This window comes from Singulisphaera sp. GP187, from assembly GCF_900129635.1.
Classification (GTDB): Bacteria; Planctomycetota; Planctomycetia; order Isosphaerales; family Isosphaeraceae; genus Singulisphaera.
This window is the reverse complement of the sequence record NZ_FSRB01000001.1, coordinates 1629147-1649331: the sequence shown is the minus strand read 5'-3', so window position 1 is coordinate 1649331 and position 20185 is coordinate 1629147. Positions and strand designations below refer to the sequence as shown.

The following is a 20185-nucleotide window of genomic DNA, read 5'->3' as shown; positions in this document are numbered from 1 at the left end:
TCGCTCGGACGAGACTTCCGGCGTTGGAATCGAATCCCGCCCCTGACCAGTCGGAACGTCCGTCGACGTCGGTTGTCGCTCGACGTCCTGGGATTTGTTACGACCCTCATTGATTCGTCCACAGACGAGGGTACGGACCGGATTTCGACGTTCCCTTCCCGTGCGTCCGGGCATCACGAGAGAACCACGCGCGCGGCGATTTTAGGCCCACCCTGAGCGGAGTCGTGTATGAGCACTGAGTCGGTGGATCGGTATTATCCTGGTCTGGAGGGGGTGATCGCCAACGAGACGGCCATCGCCAACGTGGAGGGTAAGGAGGGGGCCGGGGGGCTGGAATACCGCGGGTATCGCATTGAGGATTTGGCCGACGGCGTCTCCTATGAGGAGACCGCCTTCTTGCTCCTCCATGGCGACTTGCCGACTGCCAGCCAACTGCGTGAATTTGACGGCCGGCTCCGCGCGATGCGCACCCTTCCCCCCGCTCTCGTCGACCTCTATCGCCAGATTCCGGCGTCGATCCATCCCATGGACGTTCTCCGGACGTCCGTCAGCGTCCTTTCGCATTACGACCCCGAGGTCAACGCGCCACCGACTGACCACGCCGCAAACGTGCGCAAAGCGGAGCGGATGATCGCCCAGATGGCAACCGCCGTCGCCTACCGCGAACGGATCAGCAAGGGACTCGAGCTGGTCGCCCCTCGCGATGATCTCGACCATTCGGCCAACTTCCTGAACATGGTCAATGGCCAGGTCCCTTCCGAAACGATGCGCCGCGCCTTCGACCTTTCGCTCGTGCTCTACACGGAGCACGAGTTGAACGCGTCCACCTTCTCGGCCCGGGTGACGGTATCCACCCTCTCCGATATCTATTCAGGGATCGTCGCCGCGGTCGGGACGCTCAAAGGTTCGCTTCACGGAGGTGCCAACGAGGAAGCCTGGAAGGTCCTCGAGCAGGTGGGTTCCCCCGAGAACGCGGAGAACTGGATCCAGGATGCCCTCGCCCGTAAGGAGCGAATCATGGGCTTCGGCCACCGCGTCTACAAGACCGGTGACCCCCGCGCCCGGATCCTCAAGGAATACTGCACCCGGCTGGCGGCCGAGATCGGCGACGATCGTTGGGAACGGATCGCCGAGCCGATCGAGCAGGCCGTGACCTCGCAGAAGAACCTGCCCCCGAACGTCGACTGGCCCAGCGCGCGGCTCTACCACTACATGAACCTCGATATCGAACTTTACACCCCGATCTTCGCCATGGCGCGAGTCGCCGGGTGGTCCGCTCACGTGATCGAGCAGCTCGATCACAATCGACTGATGCGACCAAGGGCTCGCTACATCGGTCCGCCGAACCGTGAGATCAAACCGATCGACCAACGGTGAGCCCAATCGTCTCCGCGGCCTGAGGCGGCATTGGCGCCGCCTCAGACCGCTCGCGATCCGGACGGGAACGGGTTGCTCGCTCCGTCCTCGATTCAAGAGCAGCGCGAGGGGCACTTTCCGAAAAGTGCCCCTTCGCTTTGCGCATCAAAAACCCCCAGGACCTGGCCGAGTGAATCGACCGGGTCCTGGGGGTTTTGAGGAAAGGTCCGCAAGAGAAAGTCGTTATTTCTCTTCTTGCTTCTCCATCGGCGCCTCTTCCTTGGTGGCTTCGGCGTCCGGGGCCTTCGGCTTCATCGCGTCCGTGTGCTTCTGGAGCAAGTTCTTCATCGCGTTCGTATCGATGGCTTCGGCATGTCCCCGAACCGGTGCGTTATACGAATAGCCCAAGAAGTTGAGCAGCCGGCCGATCAGCAGCGGCCGTACGCCATTGTCGCGAGCGATCCGGATGGCGTCGGATCGTTTCTTGACGAAGTCGGCATGCTCGGCCGTCCCCAAGTCTTCGCGACGATTCTGATAGTCAACCAGCGGCGGCCGATCTTCCGGGTTGTCGATGACGTACCAGGAGTCATAGCCCGAGAGCTTGCCCCGCTCCTTGCCGGCGTCGGGCGGAGGAAGGTCGTAGTCGACGATTCCGCCGGCCGCCTCGATCATCCGGATCAGATCCGCCCGATCGTCCTTGCCGTCCCGATTGATGTCCATCTTGCCGATCAGGGCAAACCGCATCGGCTCATTCGGCGACCAGGCCGGGGAATAGACGATGTCGTTGACCCGAATCGGGTCGATCGAGCTCTTGGTCTCGACGATCCGAGCGAGGCTGTACTTGTCGCTCACGTAGGTCAGCTCGATCGTCCCCTTCGGCTTCTCGGTCGGGATCCCCGGCGAGCCGCTATCGAAGATGGTCATCTTCATCTGAGGCCGCGCGCCCATGCCGAAGGTCAGGTTCGTGCGAACTTCCCCACGGTTATAGTCGACGTAGGTGATCTTGCCGTCCGGACGATCGAGAACGGTTTCCTTCTGGGCCTGGGCATCGCGGAGGTCGCGAACCACCAGGTTCAGACGATTTCGCGCGGTGGTTGATTCTTCAACGTACTGCCGATGCTCGGCCTTGTTCGAGGCAAGCTCGGTATTCTTGGTTTCAAGTTCCGCTTCGGTATCCGTCACCTTGTTGTGAAGGTCCGCGCGGGCTTGAACGTGCTTGGTCTGTTCGCTCTCGAGGTCGGCCTTCGTGGTGTCTCTCGACTGCACGACCACGTCCATCTGCTGCTTGTTGACCGTGTTCGCCGCTTCGAGGCTGCGCCTCAACTCGGTGTAGTTGGCCGCCAAGACCGCAGTCATCTTGGCCTGGTTCTTGAGCAGGTCCTTGACGCGGCCGAGCGAAGACAGAAACGTCTTGTTCGGCTCGTTGTTGTAGGCCGCGGAAAGGTTGACCGCGGCGGTCTTCACCTCATCGAGTGCGGGATTGGAGCCCCCGGCGGCCTGCACCTTGGTCACCATGTCCACGACCATCGGACCGATCGTGGCCAGGTCTTCGTCGATCTTCTTGCGCTCGCTGGCGATCTCAGCTTTCACGGCCTCGTATTCTTGGGCGCGAGAGCCGATCGCCTTCTGCAGGTCTTCGGACTGCCGGGTCGCTTCGTCGGCCGTCTTCTGCGCCGTCCGCATCTTCTCTTCAGCGGCGGTCAGCTTCTGAAAGGTCTGATCGTAGTTGGAATAGAGGAAGTAAGACGTGACGGCCAGAATCACGGTGAGCGACACGAAGGCCGCCACGGCGATTTTGAGCCCCTGAGACTCGTTAGCTGCAGCCATGGGTGAAGTCTCCCGCCGATCGGACCGCTCGCGAACTGCGCTTGGGGATCCGCCGGTTTGCAGAAAATATGTCACATGGGAAGGGGCATGCGGCATCAAACTGAGAAATTCGTCGATTTCTCTAGGAAAGTTAGACGCGGAATCCTCAGAAAAGTTCCGACTCGTTTGATTGTAAAGGGCCGATGCCAATCAGTCAAAAGAAAACGACCAGGGGTTCTGGGCTGAGTTGTTAAACGCCGGGCGGGTCGGTGGGCCTCCTCAAGCCTCGGCGACTTGACAGTGCCAAGCCGTCCGATTACCGTTGAAACTTAATGGAGTCGATGGCTCCATCCCCTTTGAGAATTGCTCCCTATCGAACCGATCCCTCCCAACCGCCGACTTGGTCGGACGCGTTCCCCTACGACCCTCAGATCCCCAAACCACGTCTCAGAGCTCGATGAAACCCAGGCCGACGCTCTATATTCTCGATGCCTACTCGTTGATCTACCAGGTCTTCCACGCGATCCCCCTGATGACAGGGCCCGCGGGGCAGCCGACCCAGGCGGTCTTCGGCATTTTCCGCGACCTGGTGAACCTGGTCAGGGATCGCAAGCCCGACTACCTGGCCGCCGCGTTCGACGGCGCGGGGCGGGTCTTCCGGTCCGACCTCTATCCCGAATACAAGGCCCAGCGCCCGGCCATGCCTGAGGAGCTCGTGCCCCAAATCCCGGTGATCCGCCGGGTCTTCGACGGGTTCCGCGTCCCTGTGCTCATGGAAGCGGGGGCCGAGGCGGACGACGTGATCGCGACCGTCTGCCGGCGTGCCGAGGAGCAAGGACTCGACGTCGTCATCTGCACGGCCGACAAGGACGCCCGCCAACTGCTCAACGACCACGTGCGGATCTTCAACCTCCGGACTCAAAAATTCCTTGACGTGGCGGGCTTGAAGGGCGACTGGGGGATCCGCCCCGACCAGGTGGTCGACCTCCTCTCCTTGACCGGCGACACCGCGGACAACGTCCCGGGAATTCCCGGCATCGGCCTCAAAACCGGGGCCAAGCTCCTGGAAGAATTCAACGACCTCGAGAACTTGCTCGCACACGTGGATCAGGTTTCGGGAGCCAAACGCAAGGAAAACCTCCGCCAGTTCGCCGAGACCGCGCGACTGGCCCGGAGCCTGATCGTCCTCCGCGAAGATTTACCGCTCGAGCTCGACTGGGAAAGCCTGAAAACGACGGCACCCGATACGAAACAACTCAAGACGCTCTGCATCGAGAGCGGCTTTCATCGCTTCCTCACCGAGCTCCCCGAGGACGAGAAGCTCCCTGAGGCCGTCTGGCAGACCGACTACCGCACGATTGATACGCCCGAGCTGCTCCGTGAGTTCGTTGCGGAATTGGCCCAACAACCTCGGTTCTGCCTCGATACCGAAACCACCGCGATCGACCCGCTCCGCGCTGACCTCGTCGGCCTGGCATTTAGCTGGAACGAAGGGGTGGCCTACTATCTCCCGGTCCGCGGACCGATGTGGGACAAACACCTCGACGTCACGACCACGCTCGAGGCGCTCCGCCCCATCCTCGCATCGGATTCGAGCGAGAAGATCGGGCAGAACCTCAAATATGACATGCTCGTGCTCAGCCGGTACGGGATCGAGATCGGCGGCCCGATCTCGGACACGATGGTTTTGAGCTATCTGCTCGAAAGCGGTGAACGGAACCACAACCTCGACCAGCTTGCTCACCGGTTCCTCGACCACACGATGGTGCCGATCTCCGACCTCATCGGCAAAGGCAAGACGCAAAAGACCATGGACCAGGTCGAGGTCGCCCGCGTCGCGCACTATGCCGGCGAGGATGCCGACGCCACCTGGAGGCTCGAAGCGATCCTGGCCGCGAAAGTGCGCGACGAAGGGCTCTGGCCCCTCTACGACGAACTCGAACGGCCGCTCATCACGATCTTGGCCAAGATGGAAACGGCCGGAATCAAGGTCGACGTCCCCTTGCTCAGCCGCCTCTCCAAGGAGTTCGGCGGCCGGTTGAGCACCATCGAAGAGGAAATCTACGCGCAGGCCGGACACCCGTTCAACATCGGGTCGGGACCGCAGCTCCGCCAGGTCTTGTTCGAGGAGCTGAAACTACCGTCGCTCCAGAAAACGCCCGGCGGTGAGCCGAGCACCGCGCAAGAGGTGCTCGAAGAGCTCGCCGCGAAGCATCCGCTGCCTCGGCTCCTGATCCAGCACCGCCAGCTCGCCAAGCTCAAAAGCACCTACCTGGATTCCTTGCCGGGCTTGGTTCATCCGGGTGACGGACGGGTTCACGCGTCGTTCAACCAAGGGGTGACGGCCACCGGACGCCTCAGCTCGAGCGACCCGAATCTCCAAAACATCCCGGTGCGAACCGAGGACGGCCGCCAGATCCGCCAGGCGTTCGTGGCCGGCACCGAAGGGTGGTCGCTGCTTACCGCCGACTACTCGCAGATTGAGCTGCGGATCCTCGCGCACTTTTCGGGCGACCCCGCGCTCCGCCAGGCGTTCGCCGCCGATCAGGACATTCACAGCGTCGTCGCCGCGCGAATCTTCGGCGTCGCCGAGTCGGCCGTCGATTCCTCGATGCGCCGGGTCGCCAAGACGGTCAATTTCGGGGTGCTCTACGGCCTGAGCCCCTACGGCCTGGCGGGCCGGCTCGGCATCTCCCAGGTCGACGCCAACGCGTTCATCGAGGCCTATTTCCAGGAGTATGAAGGCGTCGATACGTTCATCACACGGACCCTCGAAACCGCGCTGGCCACCGGCCGGGTCGAGACAATTCTCGGCCGGCGCCGGCCGATCAATGGGATCAAGAACACAACCGGCCACAATCGTAACTTGGCCGAGCGCACCGCGGTCAATACCGTGATTCAAGGGTCGGCCGCCGACCTGATCAAACGGGCGATGCTGACCGTCGACCACCAGCTTCGCAACCAGGGTCTCCAGGCGAGAATGCTGCTCCAGATCCATGACGAACTGATCTTTGAAGCGCCCGATGAGGAAATCGCGGCGCTCGCGCCGCTGGTTCGCGACGCCATGGCAACCGCCCTGAAGCTCGATGTTCCGCTCAAGGTCGACCTCGCCGCCGGACCGAACTGGCTAGACGTCCAGCCCGTGAGTTGACGAGCCTCGTCTCCCTGTTATTTTTCAGGTGCAAAGGAAAACTTGACGACACAACCGGGCCGCGCGGATTCGCGCCGAGAGAATTTCCCTCACGACCACCGGAAAATCGTCCGGGAGCGGTCGAATGCCGTTGCAGCACGAGCGAAGATGGAGTATAAATAGTTCGTCTGTCTGTCATCCGCTCTTGCATCCTTCAATGCCCCTTTCGCGGATACCGGATCCCTCCCATCAACGGCCTGTGCGAGCCAATGAACGTCTCGAGCGGTAAGGTTCGGCGACGTGACACCGTCGGGGACCCGCCCAACTGGATCTGAACGGATCTAAGACTCTTCCCTTGGAACATTCATTCGTTCCCTTCAATGACAAGACTTGAGAATACGTAATCATCGCGCATACGCGACTTGGTCGGGCCTTGTCCCGTCACGATGATTCGCTTTGCTTGCCTAAATGTTCTGGATCGCCTCACCGGTCTGATTTGCCTCGGGCGATTCGACCATTCGAACGAGCGCCGCGGGCTGAAGTCGGCTCAAGGATCATCATGAAATCACGCACTCGCGCCTACCCACGGAACCGTCCCGAGCCGCGGCAAGGCCCTTGGAAGCACGGTCAGGTTCCCGTGATCGGGATCATCGGCGAGATTGGCGGCGGCAAGAGCCAGGTGGCCGCGTTCATGGCAGAGCGTGGCGCCTTGGTGCTTGACGCCGACGCGGTCGGCCATTCCTTGCTCAATCAGCGGCCGGTTCGCGAACAGGTGCTCGACCGGTTCGGGCCGGCGATTCTCGCCCCGGCGACGGATCCGGAGAGCGAGCCGCTGATCGACCGTGGCATCCTCGGTTCGCTCGTCTTCGCGCAACCGGCCCTCCTGGGCGACCTGGAAACGATCCTCCATCCGCGGATGCAGGTGACCTTTGAGAAAGCGATCGCACGCGCCCAGCGCCAGGGTAAGGTGAGCGCCGTCGTGATCGACGCCGCCATCCTGCTCGAGGCCGGTTGGGATTCGCTTTGCGACACGGTGCTTTATGTGGATGCGCCTCGACCCCAGCGGCTCACCCGCCTCGTGGAAACACGGGGCTGGACCGAGGAGAAGCTGGTTCTGCGGGAACGGGCCCAGTCGGCCCCTGAAGAGAAACGGCGGCAAGCCGACTTGGTCTTCGTCAACGATGGCAGCCTGGATCGCCTCAAAGAGGAGGTGAATCGTTTCTGGGACAAGAAGATCACTTCGGCCAACAAACGGGGCGGATCGCCTCGTTCCGACCGCCCGAACTCGCCCGGGCCTGGTCGCCCCTCGAACCCACGCTCGTCCTCGCCCTCGTCCGGTTCCGGCCCGTCGGCCGGCTCCTCCGAGGTTTGAGGACAGTCCCACGTTTTTTCCTCTCGTCCGGTCGCGGGCGAGCCGGATGACTTCGACCTGCATTTTCTTGTGACGTGACCGACCTGACGCCCCGATTTTTTTGATTCAATTGCCTGCCCAAGCTGACCCGCTTCACCCGTGCGGTGGGACATCCTGAAGTCCGCCCCACGGTCGGTTTGGACTTCCGAGCACAACCGTGGCTCAAGGGCAGGCCGTGATTTCGTGAGACAGAACGAACGAGGAGATTCGATCGCCATGGCCAACGAGACTCGCCCCCGCCGGGAGTCCTCCAGCACATCCCGCATTCGTAAGGCCGCTTCCCTTCCTCCCGCGGGCCAGCCTCCCGCATCGGCGGCCGCCGATGAGAACAACACGACACCACCGGTCCCCACCGTCTCCAACTCCGACGTCCCCGAACCGACGGGCGCGGGAAGCGACTATCGCGATCGCCCCGACCGCGACCGGGAGCCCTATCCCCAGGAACGACCCGCCGACCGCGAGCCGATCCGCTACATTCGGCCCGACCGCGACCGCGACCGGGACCGCGAGCCGATTCGCGACCGGACGGAACGCACCGAGACGGGCCTGCCGGTCCGTGAGCGGCTCCGCGACCGGAGCGAACGCGAAGCGACCGGAATCTCACGCGTTCGAGAGCACGAAACCAGCGCCCCGAGCCGCGATCGTAGCGAACGTGAGATTCCCCCGACGGCCCGGGATCGCGACCGCGATCGGGATCGGGACCGAGACTACAGTCCCCCGCCCCGGGTCGAGCGCGAGCCGATCGCAGCGATCGCCGAGGCGTTGGTCAACCCGAAGGCGCCCGGCTTCGGCCAAGAGGACGATGAAGACGTCTTCGGCGACGTGGCGATCCACGATCGCTATGAAGACATCAAGCGCGGTGAGATCCACCTCACCGAGCTCCAGAAGATGACCATGCCCCAACTGATCCGGACGGCCAAGTCCGAAGGGGTGGTCGAGTACACCGGCCTGAAAAAACAGGATCTGATCTTCAAGATCCTCAAGGAGCGGGTCAAGCAGAACGGCCTGATGTTCGGTGAGGGAACCCTCGAGGTGCTCCCCGACGGCTTCGGGTTCCTACGGAGCCCGGACTATAACTACCTCCCCTGCCCCGACGACATCTACGTTTCGCCGAGCCAGATCCGCCGCTTCGGTCTCAAGACAGGCGCGATCGTCGCCGGCCAGATCCGTCCGCCCAAAGAGAACGAGCGTTATTTCGCCCTCCTCCGGGTCGAGGCGATTAACTACGAAGACCCCGATAAGCTCAGCGAGAAGGTCGGCTTCGACGACCTCACGCCGCTGCACCCGCTCGGGCGAATTCAGCTCGAGACCAGCAGCGATGAGATCAACATGCGGGTTGTCGACATGGTCACCCCGATTGGCAAAGGCCAGCGCGGACTGATCGTCGCTCCTCCGCGGACCGGCAAGACGATGCTGCTCCAGAAGATCGCCAACAGCATCCTGACCAATCACCCCGACGCCTACGTGATGGTCTTGCTGATTGACGAACGCCCCGAAGAAGTGACCGACATGGAACGTTCGGTCAAGGGACCGACCGCCGAAGTCATCAGCTCGACGTTCGACGAGCCCGCCTCGCGGCACATTCAGGTGGCCGAGATGGTCATCGAGAAGGCCAAGCGGATGGTCGAGTACGGCCGAGACGTCGTGATCTTGCTCGATTCGATCACCCGGCTCGCTCGCGCCTACAACACCGAGGCGCCGCACTCGGGTAAGATCCTGACCGGTGGTATCGACGCCTCCGCGCTCCAGAAGCCCAAGCGGTTCTTCGGGGCCGCCCGCAAGATCGAGGAGGCCGGTAGCCTCACGATCCTGGCCACCGCCCTGGTCGATACCGGCAGCCGAATGGACGACGTCATCTTCGAGGAGTTCAAGGGCACCGGTAACATGGAGCTCCACCTCGACCGCCGCCTGGTCGACAAGCGCGTCTGGCCGGCGATCGACGTCAACCGTTCGGGCACCCGCCGCGAAGAACTGTTGATGGATCCCGAAGAGCTCCGTCGGGTCTGGATCCTCCGCCGCGTTCTGAACGACATGAACCCGGTCGAGGCGATGGAACTGCTGACGGGCCGGATGCGCAAGGCCAAGACGAACGCCGAGTTCCTGATGAGCATGAACCTGTCGTAACCGATCGGCTGGAATTGACGGGAGCCCGGTATCCCTTTTTTTTAAAAAAAGGGGTACTGGGTTCCGTTTCCCAAGCCATGGATGATCGGCCGACCTAACCTCCAGCACGCCCACTTCCCATGACAATCTTCGCCGGAGATTTTTCTCCACCCCTCGGCCGGTTCGCGATCGTGGTCGCGCGGTTCAACTCCCTGGTGACCGAGGCCCTTCTGGCCGGTTGCCGCGACGGCCTGGTCCGTCACGGCGTCCCGGACGAGAACCTCGACGTCGCCTGGGTCCCCGGCTCATTCGAGATCCCGCTCGTCGCGCGCCGGCTGGCGGAATCGGGCCGGTACGTCGCGGTGATCTGTCTCGGCTGCATCATTCGCGGCGAGACCGGGCACTACGACCACGTCGCCGGTCAAACGTCGGCAGGCATCCTCCAGGCGGGGCTAGCGACCGGAATCCCCGTGATTTTCGGCGTTCTGACCACCGAGTCGGTCGAGCAGGCGTTCGACCGCGCGGGCCTGAAAGCAGGAAACAAGGGGGCTGAGGCTGCCCTTTCCGCCATCGAGATGGTTAACTTACTGGGGAAGATTTCCCCGGCCGTCAATCCAGCGCCGCGCCGGGATGACTTGAACCAAGGCAAGTTGACGTGAGCGGAGCCAACCGACCTGGCCCCGCCCCTTTGGAACGGGAACCCGCGCGATCGAGGGAGCGATCTCCGATGACCACCCCCTTGCTACCCCAAGCCTTCTGGTTCCGGCTCTCCGTACCGTGCCGCAAGGTCTCCGGCCTCCCGAAGACCGGCACCAAGGGGGGACTACTCGGACTCGACGCGAGTTGTTCCCTGCCGGAAATCTCCACGCTCGACGACAAGCCGTCCTGGGCCGACGTCCGGGTCGCCTGGAACCCAGGCGGACTGGCCATCCAGGTCGAGACCGCGAACTCAACCACCCCCGCGCCCAAATTCGCGACCACGGACGACGAGGTCGAGGGAATGCACGGCCTCCAGGTCTGGGTCGATACACGTGACACGCGGAACGTGAGCCGAGCGACCCGGTTTTGCCACCGCTTCAGCGCCCGGCTTATCCGTGGCAATCAGGCTCGGTCGGCCCTCGACGTCGAAGTGACCCAACGGCCGATCGCTCGCGCGGTCGCCGACGCCCCGATCTGTCGGCCGGAAATTCTGGCCGCCCGGGCCGAGCGTCTGAAACAAGGGTGGCGGCTCGAGCTGTTCCTCCCCACCGAAGCGCTCCAGGGCTTCGACCCCGAAACCAACCGACGGCTCGGTTTTGCTTATCAGGTGACTGACCACGACCGCGAGGACCAGTTCCTCGGGGTCGGTCGCGAATTCCCCGTGGGCGAGAATCCGAGTCTCTGGACGACGTTGGAATTGCGTGATTAGGCCTTCCTTCGGGCCGTCTCATTTTGCACGATGGACTCTCTCATGGCCGACACGAACTTTCGGAATTCCAATACGAAGATCGACGACGCCCTCGACGCGGCGCTCGACGCCTCCAAGCAGGGAGCCCCCCAGCGGCCTGCCAACGAAGTCCCGCTCAAGCGGCAATGGGACGCCGAGCTCGAGGCTGAACTGGAAGCCGCGCTCGAAGGGTTCGACGCGTCGAAATTCGACGTCGCCACGCCTCGATCCCAGGCGGCCGGCGAACGCAAGAAACTGGCCGGCGGCGAGCGCGGTCAGGAGAGCCGGTCCGGCCCTCAGACCGGCAAAGTCATTGCCATCCGCGGCAAGAGCATCTTCGTCGACCTGGGCGCCAAGAGCGAAGGGGTCTTGCCGGTCGACCAGTTCGCGGACGCCTTGCCCCAACCGGGTGAGATGATCGAGGTGGTCGTCGACCACTTCGACACCGATGAAGGCCTGCTCATCCTTTCGAGGAAAGGCGCGGCCGTCGAGGCGAACTGGGAAAACCTCCGCAAAGGCCTGATCGTCGAGGCCCGGGTCACCAAGACCAACAAAGGGGGGCTCGACGTCGAGGTCGACGGCATCCGCGGCTTCTTGCCGATCGGCCAGATCAGCATCAACCGTGTTGAAGATGCCTCGGTCTACATCAACCAGAAGCTCCGCGTCGTCGTCACCGAGGCCAACCAGCGCGAGAAGAACCTCGTCGTCTCCTGCCGCGAACTCCTCGAACGCGAACGTGAAGAGCAACGGGAAAAGACCTGGGCCGTGCTCGAGGAAGGCCAAGTCCGCCACGGAGTCATCCGCTCGGTCAAGGACTTCGGCGCGTTCGTCGACATTGGCGGCGTCGACGGCCTGCTCCACGTCGGCGAGATGAGCTGGAGTCGCATCTCCAACGCGGGCGAATTCGTCAAGGTCGGCCAAGAAGTCGAGGTCAAGATCCTCAAGCTCGACCGCCAGACGAAGAAGGTCAGCCTCGGCCTCAAGCAGCTCACCCCCAGCCCCTGGGACCGGATCGGCGAAACCTACTCGCGCGGAATGGTAGTCACGGGCCGCGTGACCCGGCTGATGGACTTCGGCGCGTTCGTCGAGCTCGAGCCCGGCATCGAGGGCCTGATCCACATCACCGAGCTTTCCCCGAGCCGGGTCCGCCGCGTGACCGACATCGTCAAGCCCGAGCAGGAGGTCGAGGTCCGGATCCTCAAGATCGAGGCCGAGGCCAAGAAGATCGCGCTCTCGCTTCGCCCGCTCCCGACCGTTTCGACGGTCGTCGAAGAGGAGGAAGCAGAAGACGAGACGCCTGCCACCCCGAAGCCGGAACGCAAGGTGCCGCTCAAGGGGGGGAAGAGCGGCCCCGGGACCGGTGAAGGCGGCCTCTTCTCATTGAGCCCGAAAGAGTAAACAACAGCCGAGACCACCGGGCGACGCGAGCCAACCGCGCCGCGTCGTCCGGCTACGCCTCATTAACACTTCTGCTTGTTTAAATACATCAAAATCGGTTGTGACGACACCACCGGGCGACGCGAGCCAACCGCGCCACGTCGTCCGGCAACGCTTTATTAGCACTTCTGCTTGTTTAAATGTCTCAAAATCGGTTGTGACGACATTACTCCCTCTTACCCGCCGCGACCAGCATCGGTCACTTGATACGGATCTCTTCCGTAACCGTCTTTCCAGGCGCCAATTCGACCGAGCCGGAGCAGAGCACGGGACCGGCGCTTGGGATGACGTTCAGCATGCACTTGCCCAAGCCCTGCTCATCGTCCAGGGGGCGACGGACACAGCCACGTTCGAGGCCTACGTGGAACAGGCGTTAGCACCGCAACTGCATCCATGCGATGCGGTGATCTGGGACAACCTGAAGCCGCACAAAGCGAAGTCGATGGTGAAGGCGGTCAAGGGGGTTGGCGTGAAAGTGATCCCATTGCCGCCCTCAAGCCCGGATTACTCACCGATCGAGGAAATGTTCTCCAGAGTGAAAGACTCGCTGAAGTCGGCGGCGGCCCGAACGACGGATACACTCACGACCGCGATCGGCTGTGGCCTAGGTGACGTCTTGCAACAAGATATCATTGGTTGGTTCAAATCGCGTGCGACGTACGCTATGCAATCGTGAGACGCTCTAGAAACTCTGATCTCCGGGTTTTGTCTCTTGCGGCCGTTGCCGAAGCTTGCTCAAACTATTGATTTCTTGATTGAGCAATTTCTTCACTTCGAGGTAACTCTTGCGGGCCTCGTCGTATCGTTTCCTGGCGGCGTCGAGTGCCGTTTTAAGTTTCTCGTCCCCCTTGCTCTCGGAATCGGCGGCTTGAACTTGTAGTTTCGCGAGCTCATTCATTCTCAGATCCAAGGAATTTCTGAGAATATTCATTCGTGAATTCAAAAGATTGAAGTCGAGTTGGGCGGCTTCGAACTGGTCGCCAAGTTCCTCCTGCTTTGGGCCAACTTCGCGAGACTTTTGCTGCTCGACTTTCGTCGACCGCCCTTGCTTCATGAACTCCAGTTGCGCCTTGTCGGCCCGCGATATTTCTTCGGAGTAAGGTTGCTGTGTCTGTTTTTCGGATTCCGCCAACTCCTTCCTCAATCTTGCTGACTCGACCGCTTGTTCTTCGAGGTGCTTCCGTTCCTTCTCGACGAAATTCCGAAGAGCCTCCCGCTTGGCGTCGTCCTGTTTCAATTGCTCTCCTGGCCGGTCTCGATCGACTTGAAGTGTGCGTTCCGCTCGCCGTAAGAGTGAAAGGGTCTCCTTGAGCAGGTCCCGTCCGACCTCGTAGTCCAGTTCCGCGAGTTCCAGCCTGACCTTGAGGCGGATTCGATCTTCGGCCTTGTCTTGAGGCATTTGCCCCAGCGCCGTTGCCACCACGAGCGTGATCCCCAGCATGGTCCCAATCTGCATCTTCATCGTCGGACTCCTTTGCAACGCCGGCGTGTTCCGTTGAGCTTAATGAGATTGCCATCGGCACTTGTGCCTCAGGTAAGCCGCTTTACAGAATACTCCCCTCCTTCGATCGAAGGTTGGGCAAAATTATCAAGTGATCCACCCAAGGCTTGAGTGGTGCATCCGACAAGTCCTGAACGGCGGCAGTGCCACCCTGTTGCGCTCGAAGTTTAGCCGTGCTTCCCGCGCGACGACTGGCTGGCGACGAAGAACATACCGGATGAATCATGAAGTGAGTGGTCTCCTGTTCGTTGCACAGACTCCAGGAAACGAGGGGGCTGGCTTCCGGCACGATTGGTCCGGGTTCCCGATAGCCCGGCAGGCCCCTGCCAAGGCCGCGGTGAGACACCAGTGCAATACCTTCCCTGCCGAGAGATTCCGGCTGGCGTCCCGCGACGGGAAGTACGAGGTTAGGGGTTGCCCCCCGCTCGGCGCGTCGGCCAGAGCTTCAGGGCCGCGCGAGCGGCCAAGGGGTGGACCCAGTAACCGCCGCAGCACGACGGGGTGTGCAGCCGCGCAGCATCTGGGAACTCGAGCGGGGAGTGATGCCCCCACCCCTTGCCCGCCTCTACGATATCATCAATGCCCTCGACCTGGACGATACTGCGACCTGGTGAGACCCAAGGCCGAACGGACCACCACCGATCAAAGGAGTGATTCGTGTGCCACAAATTCATCCGGCCCCGATGACAACGATGAGGTATTACCACAACCGCCGGGACCGCGCTGGGTCGATGGCCAAGCTCATCGCCGAGGAGTGAAGACGCCTTGCGAATCGCCCGTATTCACAGGAGGGCTGGATGAGATCGCCAAGTGTGCAGTTTACGGTTCGAGGAATGATGGCCGTAGCGGCAGTCACGGCGGTCTACCTGCTCTTCTTTCGAACTGACATGATGCTTGGCCTATGGGCGATAGGGGTTTCCCTCCCGGGTTTACTTTGGACGATCGAAGCGGCGTGGTTGGCCAAAATGCGCAGTCAAATCATGACGATTGGGGAGCAGTCCGTCATCTTCGTCCGTGTCCTGATGTTGACGCTCGCCGTCTATGCCGTGGTCATCGCGACGTACATCGTGATCTTTTCACTGATTCGCAGGTGGTCTTGATAGCTAGTTCGCCTGACCGCCGACGAATGATCCACCATTCGGAACCACCCGCTTCCTCGCGTCGACTGGCGGGCGGCTGGATGCAATCACTCTAGTGCGAGAGGGCCACACTGAGACCATACAAGCACGTTTCCAGTCACTCTATCCGCGGGCAACGGGGCAATAAATTATTAATTCAACATTATTTCAACTATAACCTTGTCGTCCGGATTCCCAAATAGCGAAGACGTCTTCCCTGCCGCACATCGTCCAAACCTGCGAGCACGCACGTGCTTCGCCATGGATGTTTTTCGCTTTCTTGGATGATGATACCTGCCAGGCTCCATTCATTGGGGTGAGAAGGGGAGACGGAGGGAATAAAGAAGTAGATTCCCTCGAACCCTTTGATTTTCGCCCGCCCTACCCGACCCCGCGAGCGATTCGTCGCGTTTATCCAGCATCGGGCTGTAACGCCTGCCCCCGCCTGAGCGACTATCTAAGGGAAAGGGGGCATGATGACCGACTGGCAGAAGATCGTGGCGAAGCATGGCCTACCGGCTGCTGGACCACCACGCCGACGCGCTCGAGTGCTACCAGGAGACTTTCTTGGCGGCCTGGCGGTTTGTGGAGCGTCGGTCGGTTGACGATTGGCCCGCCTTCCTCGTCAGCTTGGCGACCCGTCGGGCCACCGACAGGTTGCGTCAACGATATCGAGAGCGGACTCGCATCCGCAGCATTGGTGCCGACACCGAGTCGTCCGTAGCGGCCGATTGCCCCATTCAGGAGGCCATGGCCGGCGAGCTTATGGACCGCGTGCGTTCGGGAATGGCCGAATTGCCGCCCAAACAAGCCGAAGTGTTCTGGCTAAGTTGCGTCGAAGAGCTGTCCCACCAGGGCATAGGCATACAACTCCGAATCAACGAGGGTGAAGTTCGCGTCCTGCTCCACCGCGCCCGATCGCGCCTTCGCGCGACGCTCGAGCCCAAGGTGCAAGACGAGAGGGAGAAGCGATGAGCGAAGACCATCGATCCGGGCACGACACGCTGGAGTCGGCGGTCAGGGAATTCCAGCGGATGCCCGCCCCGGACAGGCCATCGGACGAGGCACTGCTCGCCCTGCTTGCAACGCACCGGCCAGCTGCCGGCCGGAGTCTTCTCTTTCCCTACACCTTCACAAGGAGATTCCTTATGCGACCCGCGTTCCGTTACACGGTAGCAGCCGTCGTGGTCGTGGCCCTCGGCTGGCTGCTCATGGGCCCAGCGGGGACTATCGCCCTGGCCGACGTCGTCAAGGCCGCGAAGAAACACAGCTTCGTGCACTACACGGAGACACAAGTCACCGAGGGCAAAGGCAACGGAATGCGTGGCGAGCTCACTTGGTCAGTCGACGGTGACCTCAAGGTAGCCCGGTATCGCAAAGTGAGCCGTATCAAGTACGCGGATGGGGAGGCGATCCTCGTCGATGTCCAGGATTTGCCCCGGGGCGTTCACCTCATGACCAACTCCAGGGAGAAGACCGCCTGGATCTCGCGCCACGCACCGAAGTGGACCAAGACCTTTGTCGAAAGCCTGCAAGAGCTACAGCAAAAGAAGGGGGTTACCTCGGCGAAGGAACGGCTCGAAGAACGCGAGACGGTGAAATTCCTCGTGGAAAAGGACGGGGGCACTGTTACTCTCTGGATCGATTCAACGACGAGGCTCCCCGTCCGCTTAGAGTACGAGTTCCCCTTGAACAAGATAATCTGGAGTGACTTCCAATGGGACCCCGAGGTGAAGGAGCCCGACCGGCTCTTCAACACGGAGATTCCGGAGGGCTACGCCGTGACCGAAGACTCTGGGCCGGCCAAGAAGGACCGGTAATCACGACACAGATGCCGCGTTCAGGTAGGTAGGACCGGCCCGACCGTATCCCCCGCGGCCCATGGCAATCCCTCGGACTCGCGCCGAACTCGAGGGAAATACGGCCAGGCCGGCCGTGCTACTGCAAACCAACCCGTTGCGGAAACTGCGAAAATCATCGGTGCTTTCGCTCTGTCGCGGCTCGTCGAAAATGAATGCCCGCGCTCGAAGGGTTCGACGCGTCGAAATTCGACGTCGCCACGCCTCGATCCCAGGCGGCCGGCGAACGCAAGGTGCCGCTCAAGGGGGGAAGAGCGGCCCCGGGACCGGTGAAGGCGGCCTCTTCTCATTGAGCCCGAAAGAGTAAACAACAGCCAAATCCACCGGGCGACGCGAGCCAACGGCTCCGCGTCGCCCGGCTTCGTTCCATCAGCATTTCTGTTCGTTTAAAAAATCGAAATTGGCTGTGACGGCGTCACTCGGCGATTCGTACCAGCGTATGCAGCGCTTCGGGCTCGAAATCCAGATTGACCACAAGCGCCGATTTGTTCGCGGCATCACTCCTCCCCAGCGAACCGTGCTCGACGAGCAATTTCCGCCCAAATCGCCTGACGGAATACCGGCCGGTTCCTCCATGCCCGAAGACGGCCCGGACGAGGTAGGGCGTCTTTCCCCGCGGGCATCGAAAGTAGTGGCCGGTGAAATAGACGGCATCATCATGCATGAGCTTCACGTGGTTCTGACTTTTGAGGTCCCGGTCGGTCGCCACGTACTTCTTCGAGGCCACAACCTCATAAATCGCAGCGTCCTCCACATCCTGGGTTCCTTCCTCAGGAAAAAGGCCCTCGGGTGGCGGCTTGATCCATTCACGGCCGTGGTATTTCGACGCAGAACCGGAGCTGGCGGCAGGTGGTGTCTTCGTGGGGGCTTGGGCAAGCCCCAATTGATCGAGCCCCCCGTAAGCCAGCAAACCCGAGAGAATGAACAGAAATTGCCGGTAACTCATCATCCCTCCTTCTCAAGCAAACACTTCGCCGCCCCGAGTCGTCCTACCACGGGCCCAGAATCAGGCACTCCAGGATCGATACCGATCGGTCACACGTCTTGATTTTATCAAGACGGCTATCCTCCCCCAATCAGGGGCATCGTTCATCGATCGACAAGCCGTCACATTGAGGATTTCGCCGCTACGGCAAGGGGCAACGATCGCGTCGTCGTTCCCATCGCCGCAGGCTGAGTATTCCCCTTGAGGACGAGACGCCGGACGCGTCGAGGTACGAGTTCCCTACGCTCATCCAGCAAAAAAACGGCCAGGTCTTGACAGCGTTCATTTGAACACCACAATCACTTTCAAACCCTTTGCGCGTGGCGTGATGGGGTACGTGGCGAGTGCGAGCAAGGGAGGGACCGTCTGCGGGGCATTCTACGAGGCACGTCCGAACAACCAGGGACAGTTTCTCGGAGCCGTCCTGTCCGGGCCAGGGGTCCTCGGCTTCAGCCATCGGTGCCGACCTGGCGACGAGTCTCGTGCGGATCGTAAACCGGTGGTGGCCTTCCCCGACGGCGAGAACCACGTCGAGTAGACCCCCAACGACCACGGCGGCCCGATCGGATTCGTACCGATCAGCACGGATCCGCTGCTCTGGACGGACCTCCCCCTTGGCCAGTTCGATGCGGTGATCGCGATCGACCCGAGTGAAGACGCGAATGTGGTCACTTACGAGATTCGGATCCCCCGCGATAAGGAATAGGCCGGGGATAACTTCCGTGGTTGGCATCGGTTAGGATGTCAGACCAGATGTTTGGAGGGAGTATACGGGAGGGTCACATGGAAGCCTACACACCGACAGTCCAACGGATGATGAAACGGCTCTTCGGCTCGTTGAAAGAGAACGACCGGCGGCGGTATGCGGCGATCGAGGCCGCGAAGTTGGGGCACGGCGGGGTCGAATACATCGCGGGTGTCCTGGAGTGCGACCCGAAGACGATCCGGTTAGGCCTCGGGGAGTTGGAAGGCGAGGACGACCTGGACACGGGCCGCACTCGCAAAAAAGGGGCGGCCGGAAACGGTTGATCGAGGTCGACTCGGCCATCGAAGCGAACTTTCACAAGGTCCTTGAGGACCACACCGCGGGCGACCCGATGCGACTCGAAGTGAAATGGACCAACTTGTCGCGGCGCCAGATCGCCAAGCGGATGGAGGAATTGGGGACACGCGTCAGTCGCGACATCGTCTCGAAGTTGCTCCGGAAGCATGGTTACCGCAGGCGGAAGGCGGTGAAGAAGAAGACGATGGGGCCGCGCCACCCGGATCGCAACGCCCAGTTCGAGAATATCTCCCGTCTCAAGAAGAGGTACTTGAAGGCCGGCTTGCCGGTAATCAGCATCGACACGAAGAAGAAGGAATTGCTGGGCGATTTCCAACGCGACGGGGTGATCGATACTCAAGAAACGATCGTGGTCAACGACCATGACTTCGGGAGCATGGGCTCGGGTACTGTGATCCCGCACGGGATCTACGACGTGGGGCGGAACCTTGGATTCGTCCACCTCAACACCAGCCACGACACCAGCGAACTGGCCTGTGACAGCATTGCGGCTTGGTGGGAATACCACGGTCGGTTGGCCTATCCCGGGGCAAAGAAACTGCTGGTGCTGTGCGACGGCGGAGGTAGCAATAGTGCGTCGAGATATGTATTCAAGGAGCAACTTCAGAAGTTGGCGAATCGGCTGGGCATCGAGATCCGAATCGCCCATTACCCGCCGTACTGCTCGAAGTACAACCCGATCGAGCACCGCCTCTTCCCGCACGTGACGCGGGCCTGCCGCGGGGTGATCTTTCGAACGTTGGAGACCGTCCAGTACTACATCTCCAAGACCGAGACTGCCACGGGCTTGAAGGTGGCAGTGCGAATCCTTGAGAAGGTGTATCAGACCGGCATGAAGTGCGCCGAGGGATTCAAGGAGGGCATGAAAATTGTCTTCGACAAAGTCCTGCCCAAATGGAACTACCGGGCTCTCCCCAAACCAGCATGAAAACGGGAAGTTATTCCCGGCCTATTCCTAAGTTCAAGTTTCGCACTTTTCCCAAATGTCAA

General features: G+C 61.4%; 19 protein-coding genes. 16 read left to right on the top strand and 3 right to left on the bottom strand.

The features are described 5' to 3' along the window. The first annotated feature begins 228 nt into the window (after nucleotides 1-228). Entirely contained in the window at nucleotides 229-1377 is a 1149-nt protein-coding gene (locus tag BUS42_RS06500; RefSeq protein ID WP_074306222.1) for a citrate/2-methylcitrate synthase, read from the top strand. A gap of 222 nt (nucleotides 1378-1599) precedes the next feature. On the opposite strand, the gene BUS42_RS06495 is transcribed toward BUS42_RS06500, so the two are convergent. Beyond that, nucleotides 1600-3183 carry a coiled-coil domain-containing protein gene (locus BUS42_RS06495; RefSeq protein WP_074306221.1) on the bottom strand — a complete coding sequence of 528 codons (1584 nt, stop codon included), beginning with the start codon at nucleotides 3181-3183 and terminating at the stop codon, nucleotides 1600-1602. Nucleotides 3184-3619: 436 nt separating this feature from the next. Between BUS42_RS06495 and polA the strand changes: the two genes are divergently transcribed. The 7 genes from polA (at nucleotide 3620) to BUS42_RS45980 (ending at nucleotide 13345) form a co-directional block, all read left to right on the top strand. Next, on the top strand, nucleotides 3620-6313 hold the full coding sequence (gene polA, locus BUS42_RS06490) for a DNA polymerase I (RefSeq protein WP_074306220.1): 2694 nt from the start codon (nucleotides 3620-3622) through the stop codon (nucleotides 6311-6313). Between the two features lie 538 nt (nucleotides 6314-6851). Beyond that, nucleotides 6852-7664, top strand: a complete 813-nt coding sequence (gene coaE, locus BUS42_RS06485; RefSeq protein ID WP_074306219.1) for a dephospho-CoA kinase — start codon at nucleotides 6852-6854, stop codon at nucleotides 7662-7664. A 255-nt stretch (nucleotides 7665-7919) separates the two neighbouring features. Further along, a complete protein-coding gene (gene rho, locus BUS42_RS06480; RefSeq protein WP_074306218.1) occupies nucleotides 7920-9827 on the top strand; it encodes a transcription termination factor Rho in 1908 nt (635 codons plus the stop codon). Nucleotides 9828-9946: 119 nt separating this feature from the next. Next, nucleotides 9947-10465 carry a 6,7-dimethyl-8-ribityllumazine synthase gene (ribE, locus tag BUS42_RS06475; RefSeq protein ID WP_074306217.1) on the top strand — a complete coding sequence of 173 codons (519 nt, stop codon included), beginning with the start codon at nucleotides 9947-9949 and terminating at the stop codon, nucleotides 10463-10465. Between the two features lie 68 nt (nucleotides 10466-10533). Further along, a complete protein-coding gene (locus BUS42_RS06470) occupies nucleotides 10534-11214 on the top strand; it encodes a DOMON domain-containing protein (RefSeq protein WP_074306216.1) in 681 nt (226 codons plus the stop codon). 42 nt (nucleotides 11215-11256) lie between these two features. Next, nucleotides 11257-12630 carry a 30S ribosomal protein S1 gene (locus tag BUS42_RS06465; RefSeq protein WP_074306215.1) on the top strand — a complete coding sequence of 458 codons (1374 nt, stop codon included), beginning with the start codon at nucleotides 11257-11259 and terminating at the stop codon, nucleotides 12628-12630. A gap of 100 nt (nucleotides 12631-12730) precedes the next feature. Further along, entirely contained in the window at nucleotides 12731-13345 is a 615-nt protein-coding gene (locus tag BUS42_RS45980; protein ID WP_159452178.1) for a transposase, read from the top strand. Nucleotides 13346-13351: 6 nt separating this feature from the next. Here the strand turns inward: BUS42_RS45980 and BUS42_RS06455 are convergent, their stop codons facing one another. Next, the gene (locus BUS42_RS06455; RefSeq protein ID WP_143206258.1) at nucleotides 13352-13906 is read right to left on the bottom strand and encodes a hypothetical protein; all 555 of its coding nucleotides are present in this window, start codon (nucleotides 13904-13906) and stop codon (nucleotides 13352-13354) included. 734 nt (nucleotides 13907-14640) lie between these two features. Between BUS42_RS06455 and BUS42_RS43530 the strand changes: the two genes are divergently transcribed. The 5 genes from BUS42_RS43530 to BUS42_RS43525 all read left to right on the top strand — a co-directional run bounded on the left by BUS42_RS43530 (nucleotide 14641) and on the right by BUS42_RS43525 (nucleotide 17440). Further along, a complete protein-coding gene (locus tag BUS42_RS43530) occupies nucleotides 14641-14784 on the top strand; it encodes a hypothetical protein (protein ID WP_159452177.1) in 144 nt (47 codons plus the stop codon). A 183-nt stretch (nucleotides 14785-14967) separates the two neighbouring features. Beyond that, the gene (locus BUS42_RS06450) at nucleotides 14968-15270 is read left to right on the top strand and encodes a hypothetical protein (protein WP_143206257.1); all 303 of its coding nucleotides are present in this window, start codon (nucleotides 14968-14970) and stop codon (nucleotides 15268-15270) included. 525 nt (nucleotides 15271-15795) lie between these two features. Continuing rightward, nucleotides 15796-16263, top strand: a complete 468-nt coding sequence (locus tag BUS42_RS06445) for an RNA polymerase sigma factor (RefSeq protein ID WP_074306212.1) — start codon at nucleotides 15796-15798, stop codon at nucleotides 16261-16263. Further along, the gene (locus BUS42_RS06440) at nucleotides 16260-17108 is read left to right on the top strand and encodes a hypothetical protein (RefSeq protein WP_074306211.1); all 849 of its coding nucleotides are present in this window, start codon (nucleotides 16260-16262) and stop codon (nucleotides 17106-17108) included. Before BUS42_RS06445 ends, BUS42_RS06440 begins: the two co-directional genes overlap by 4 nt. 194 nt (nucleotides 17109-17302) lie before the next feature. Continuing rightward, a complete protein-coding gene (locus BUS42_RS43525) occupies nucleotides 17303-17440 on the top strand; it encodes a hypothetical protein (RefSeq protein WP_159452176.1) in 138 nt (45 codons plus the stop codon). Nucleotides 17441-17562: 122 nt separating this feature from the next. On the opposite strand, the gene BUS42_RS06435 is transcribed toward BUS42_RS43525, so the two are convergent. Further along, nucleotides 17563-18096, bottom strand: coding sequence for a hypothetical protein (locus BUS42_RS06435; protein WP_074306210.1), 534 nt, complete (start codon nucleotides 18094-18096; stop codon nucleotides 17563-17565). A gap of 373 nt (nucleotides 18097-18469) precedes the next feature. Here BUS42_RS06435 and BUS42_RS06430 point away from each other — a divergent pair, with 373 nt between their 5' ends. From BUS42_RS06430 to BUS42_RS06420, 3 genes are all read left to right on the top strand, one after another. Then, nucleotides 18470-18670, top strand: a complete 201-nt coding sequence (locus BUS42_RS06430) for a hypothetical protein (protein ID WP_143206256.1) — start codon at nucleotides 18470-18472, stop codon at nucleotides 18668-18670. Nucleotides 18671-18915: 245 nt separating this feature from the next. Then, complete coding sequence (locus BUS42_RS44285) at nucleotides 18916-19161, top strand: hypothetical protein (RefSeq protein WP_074306014.1); 246 nt, start codon at nucleotides 18916-18918, stop codon at nucleotides 19159-19161. Next, complete coding sequence (locus BUS42_RS06420) at nucleotides 19158-20123, top strand: ISAzo13 family transposase (protein WP_074306208.1); 966 nt, start codon at nucleotides 19158-19160, stop codon at nucleotides 20121-20123. Before BUS42_RS44285 ends, BUS42_RS06420 begins: the two co-directional genes overlap by 4 nt. Nucleotides 20124-20185 lie beyond the last annotated feature (62 nt).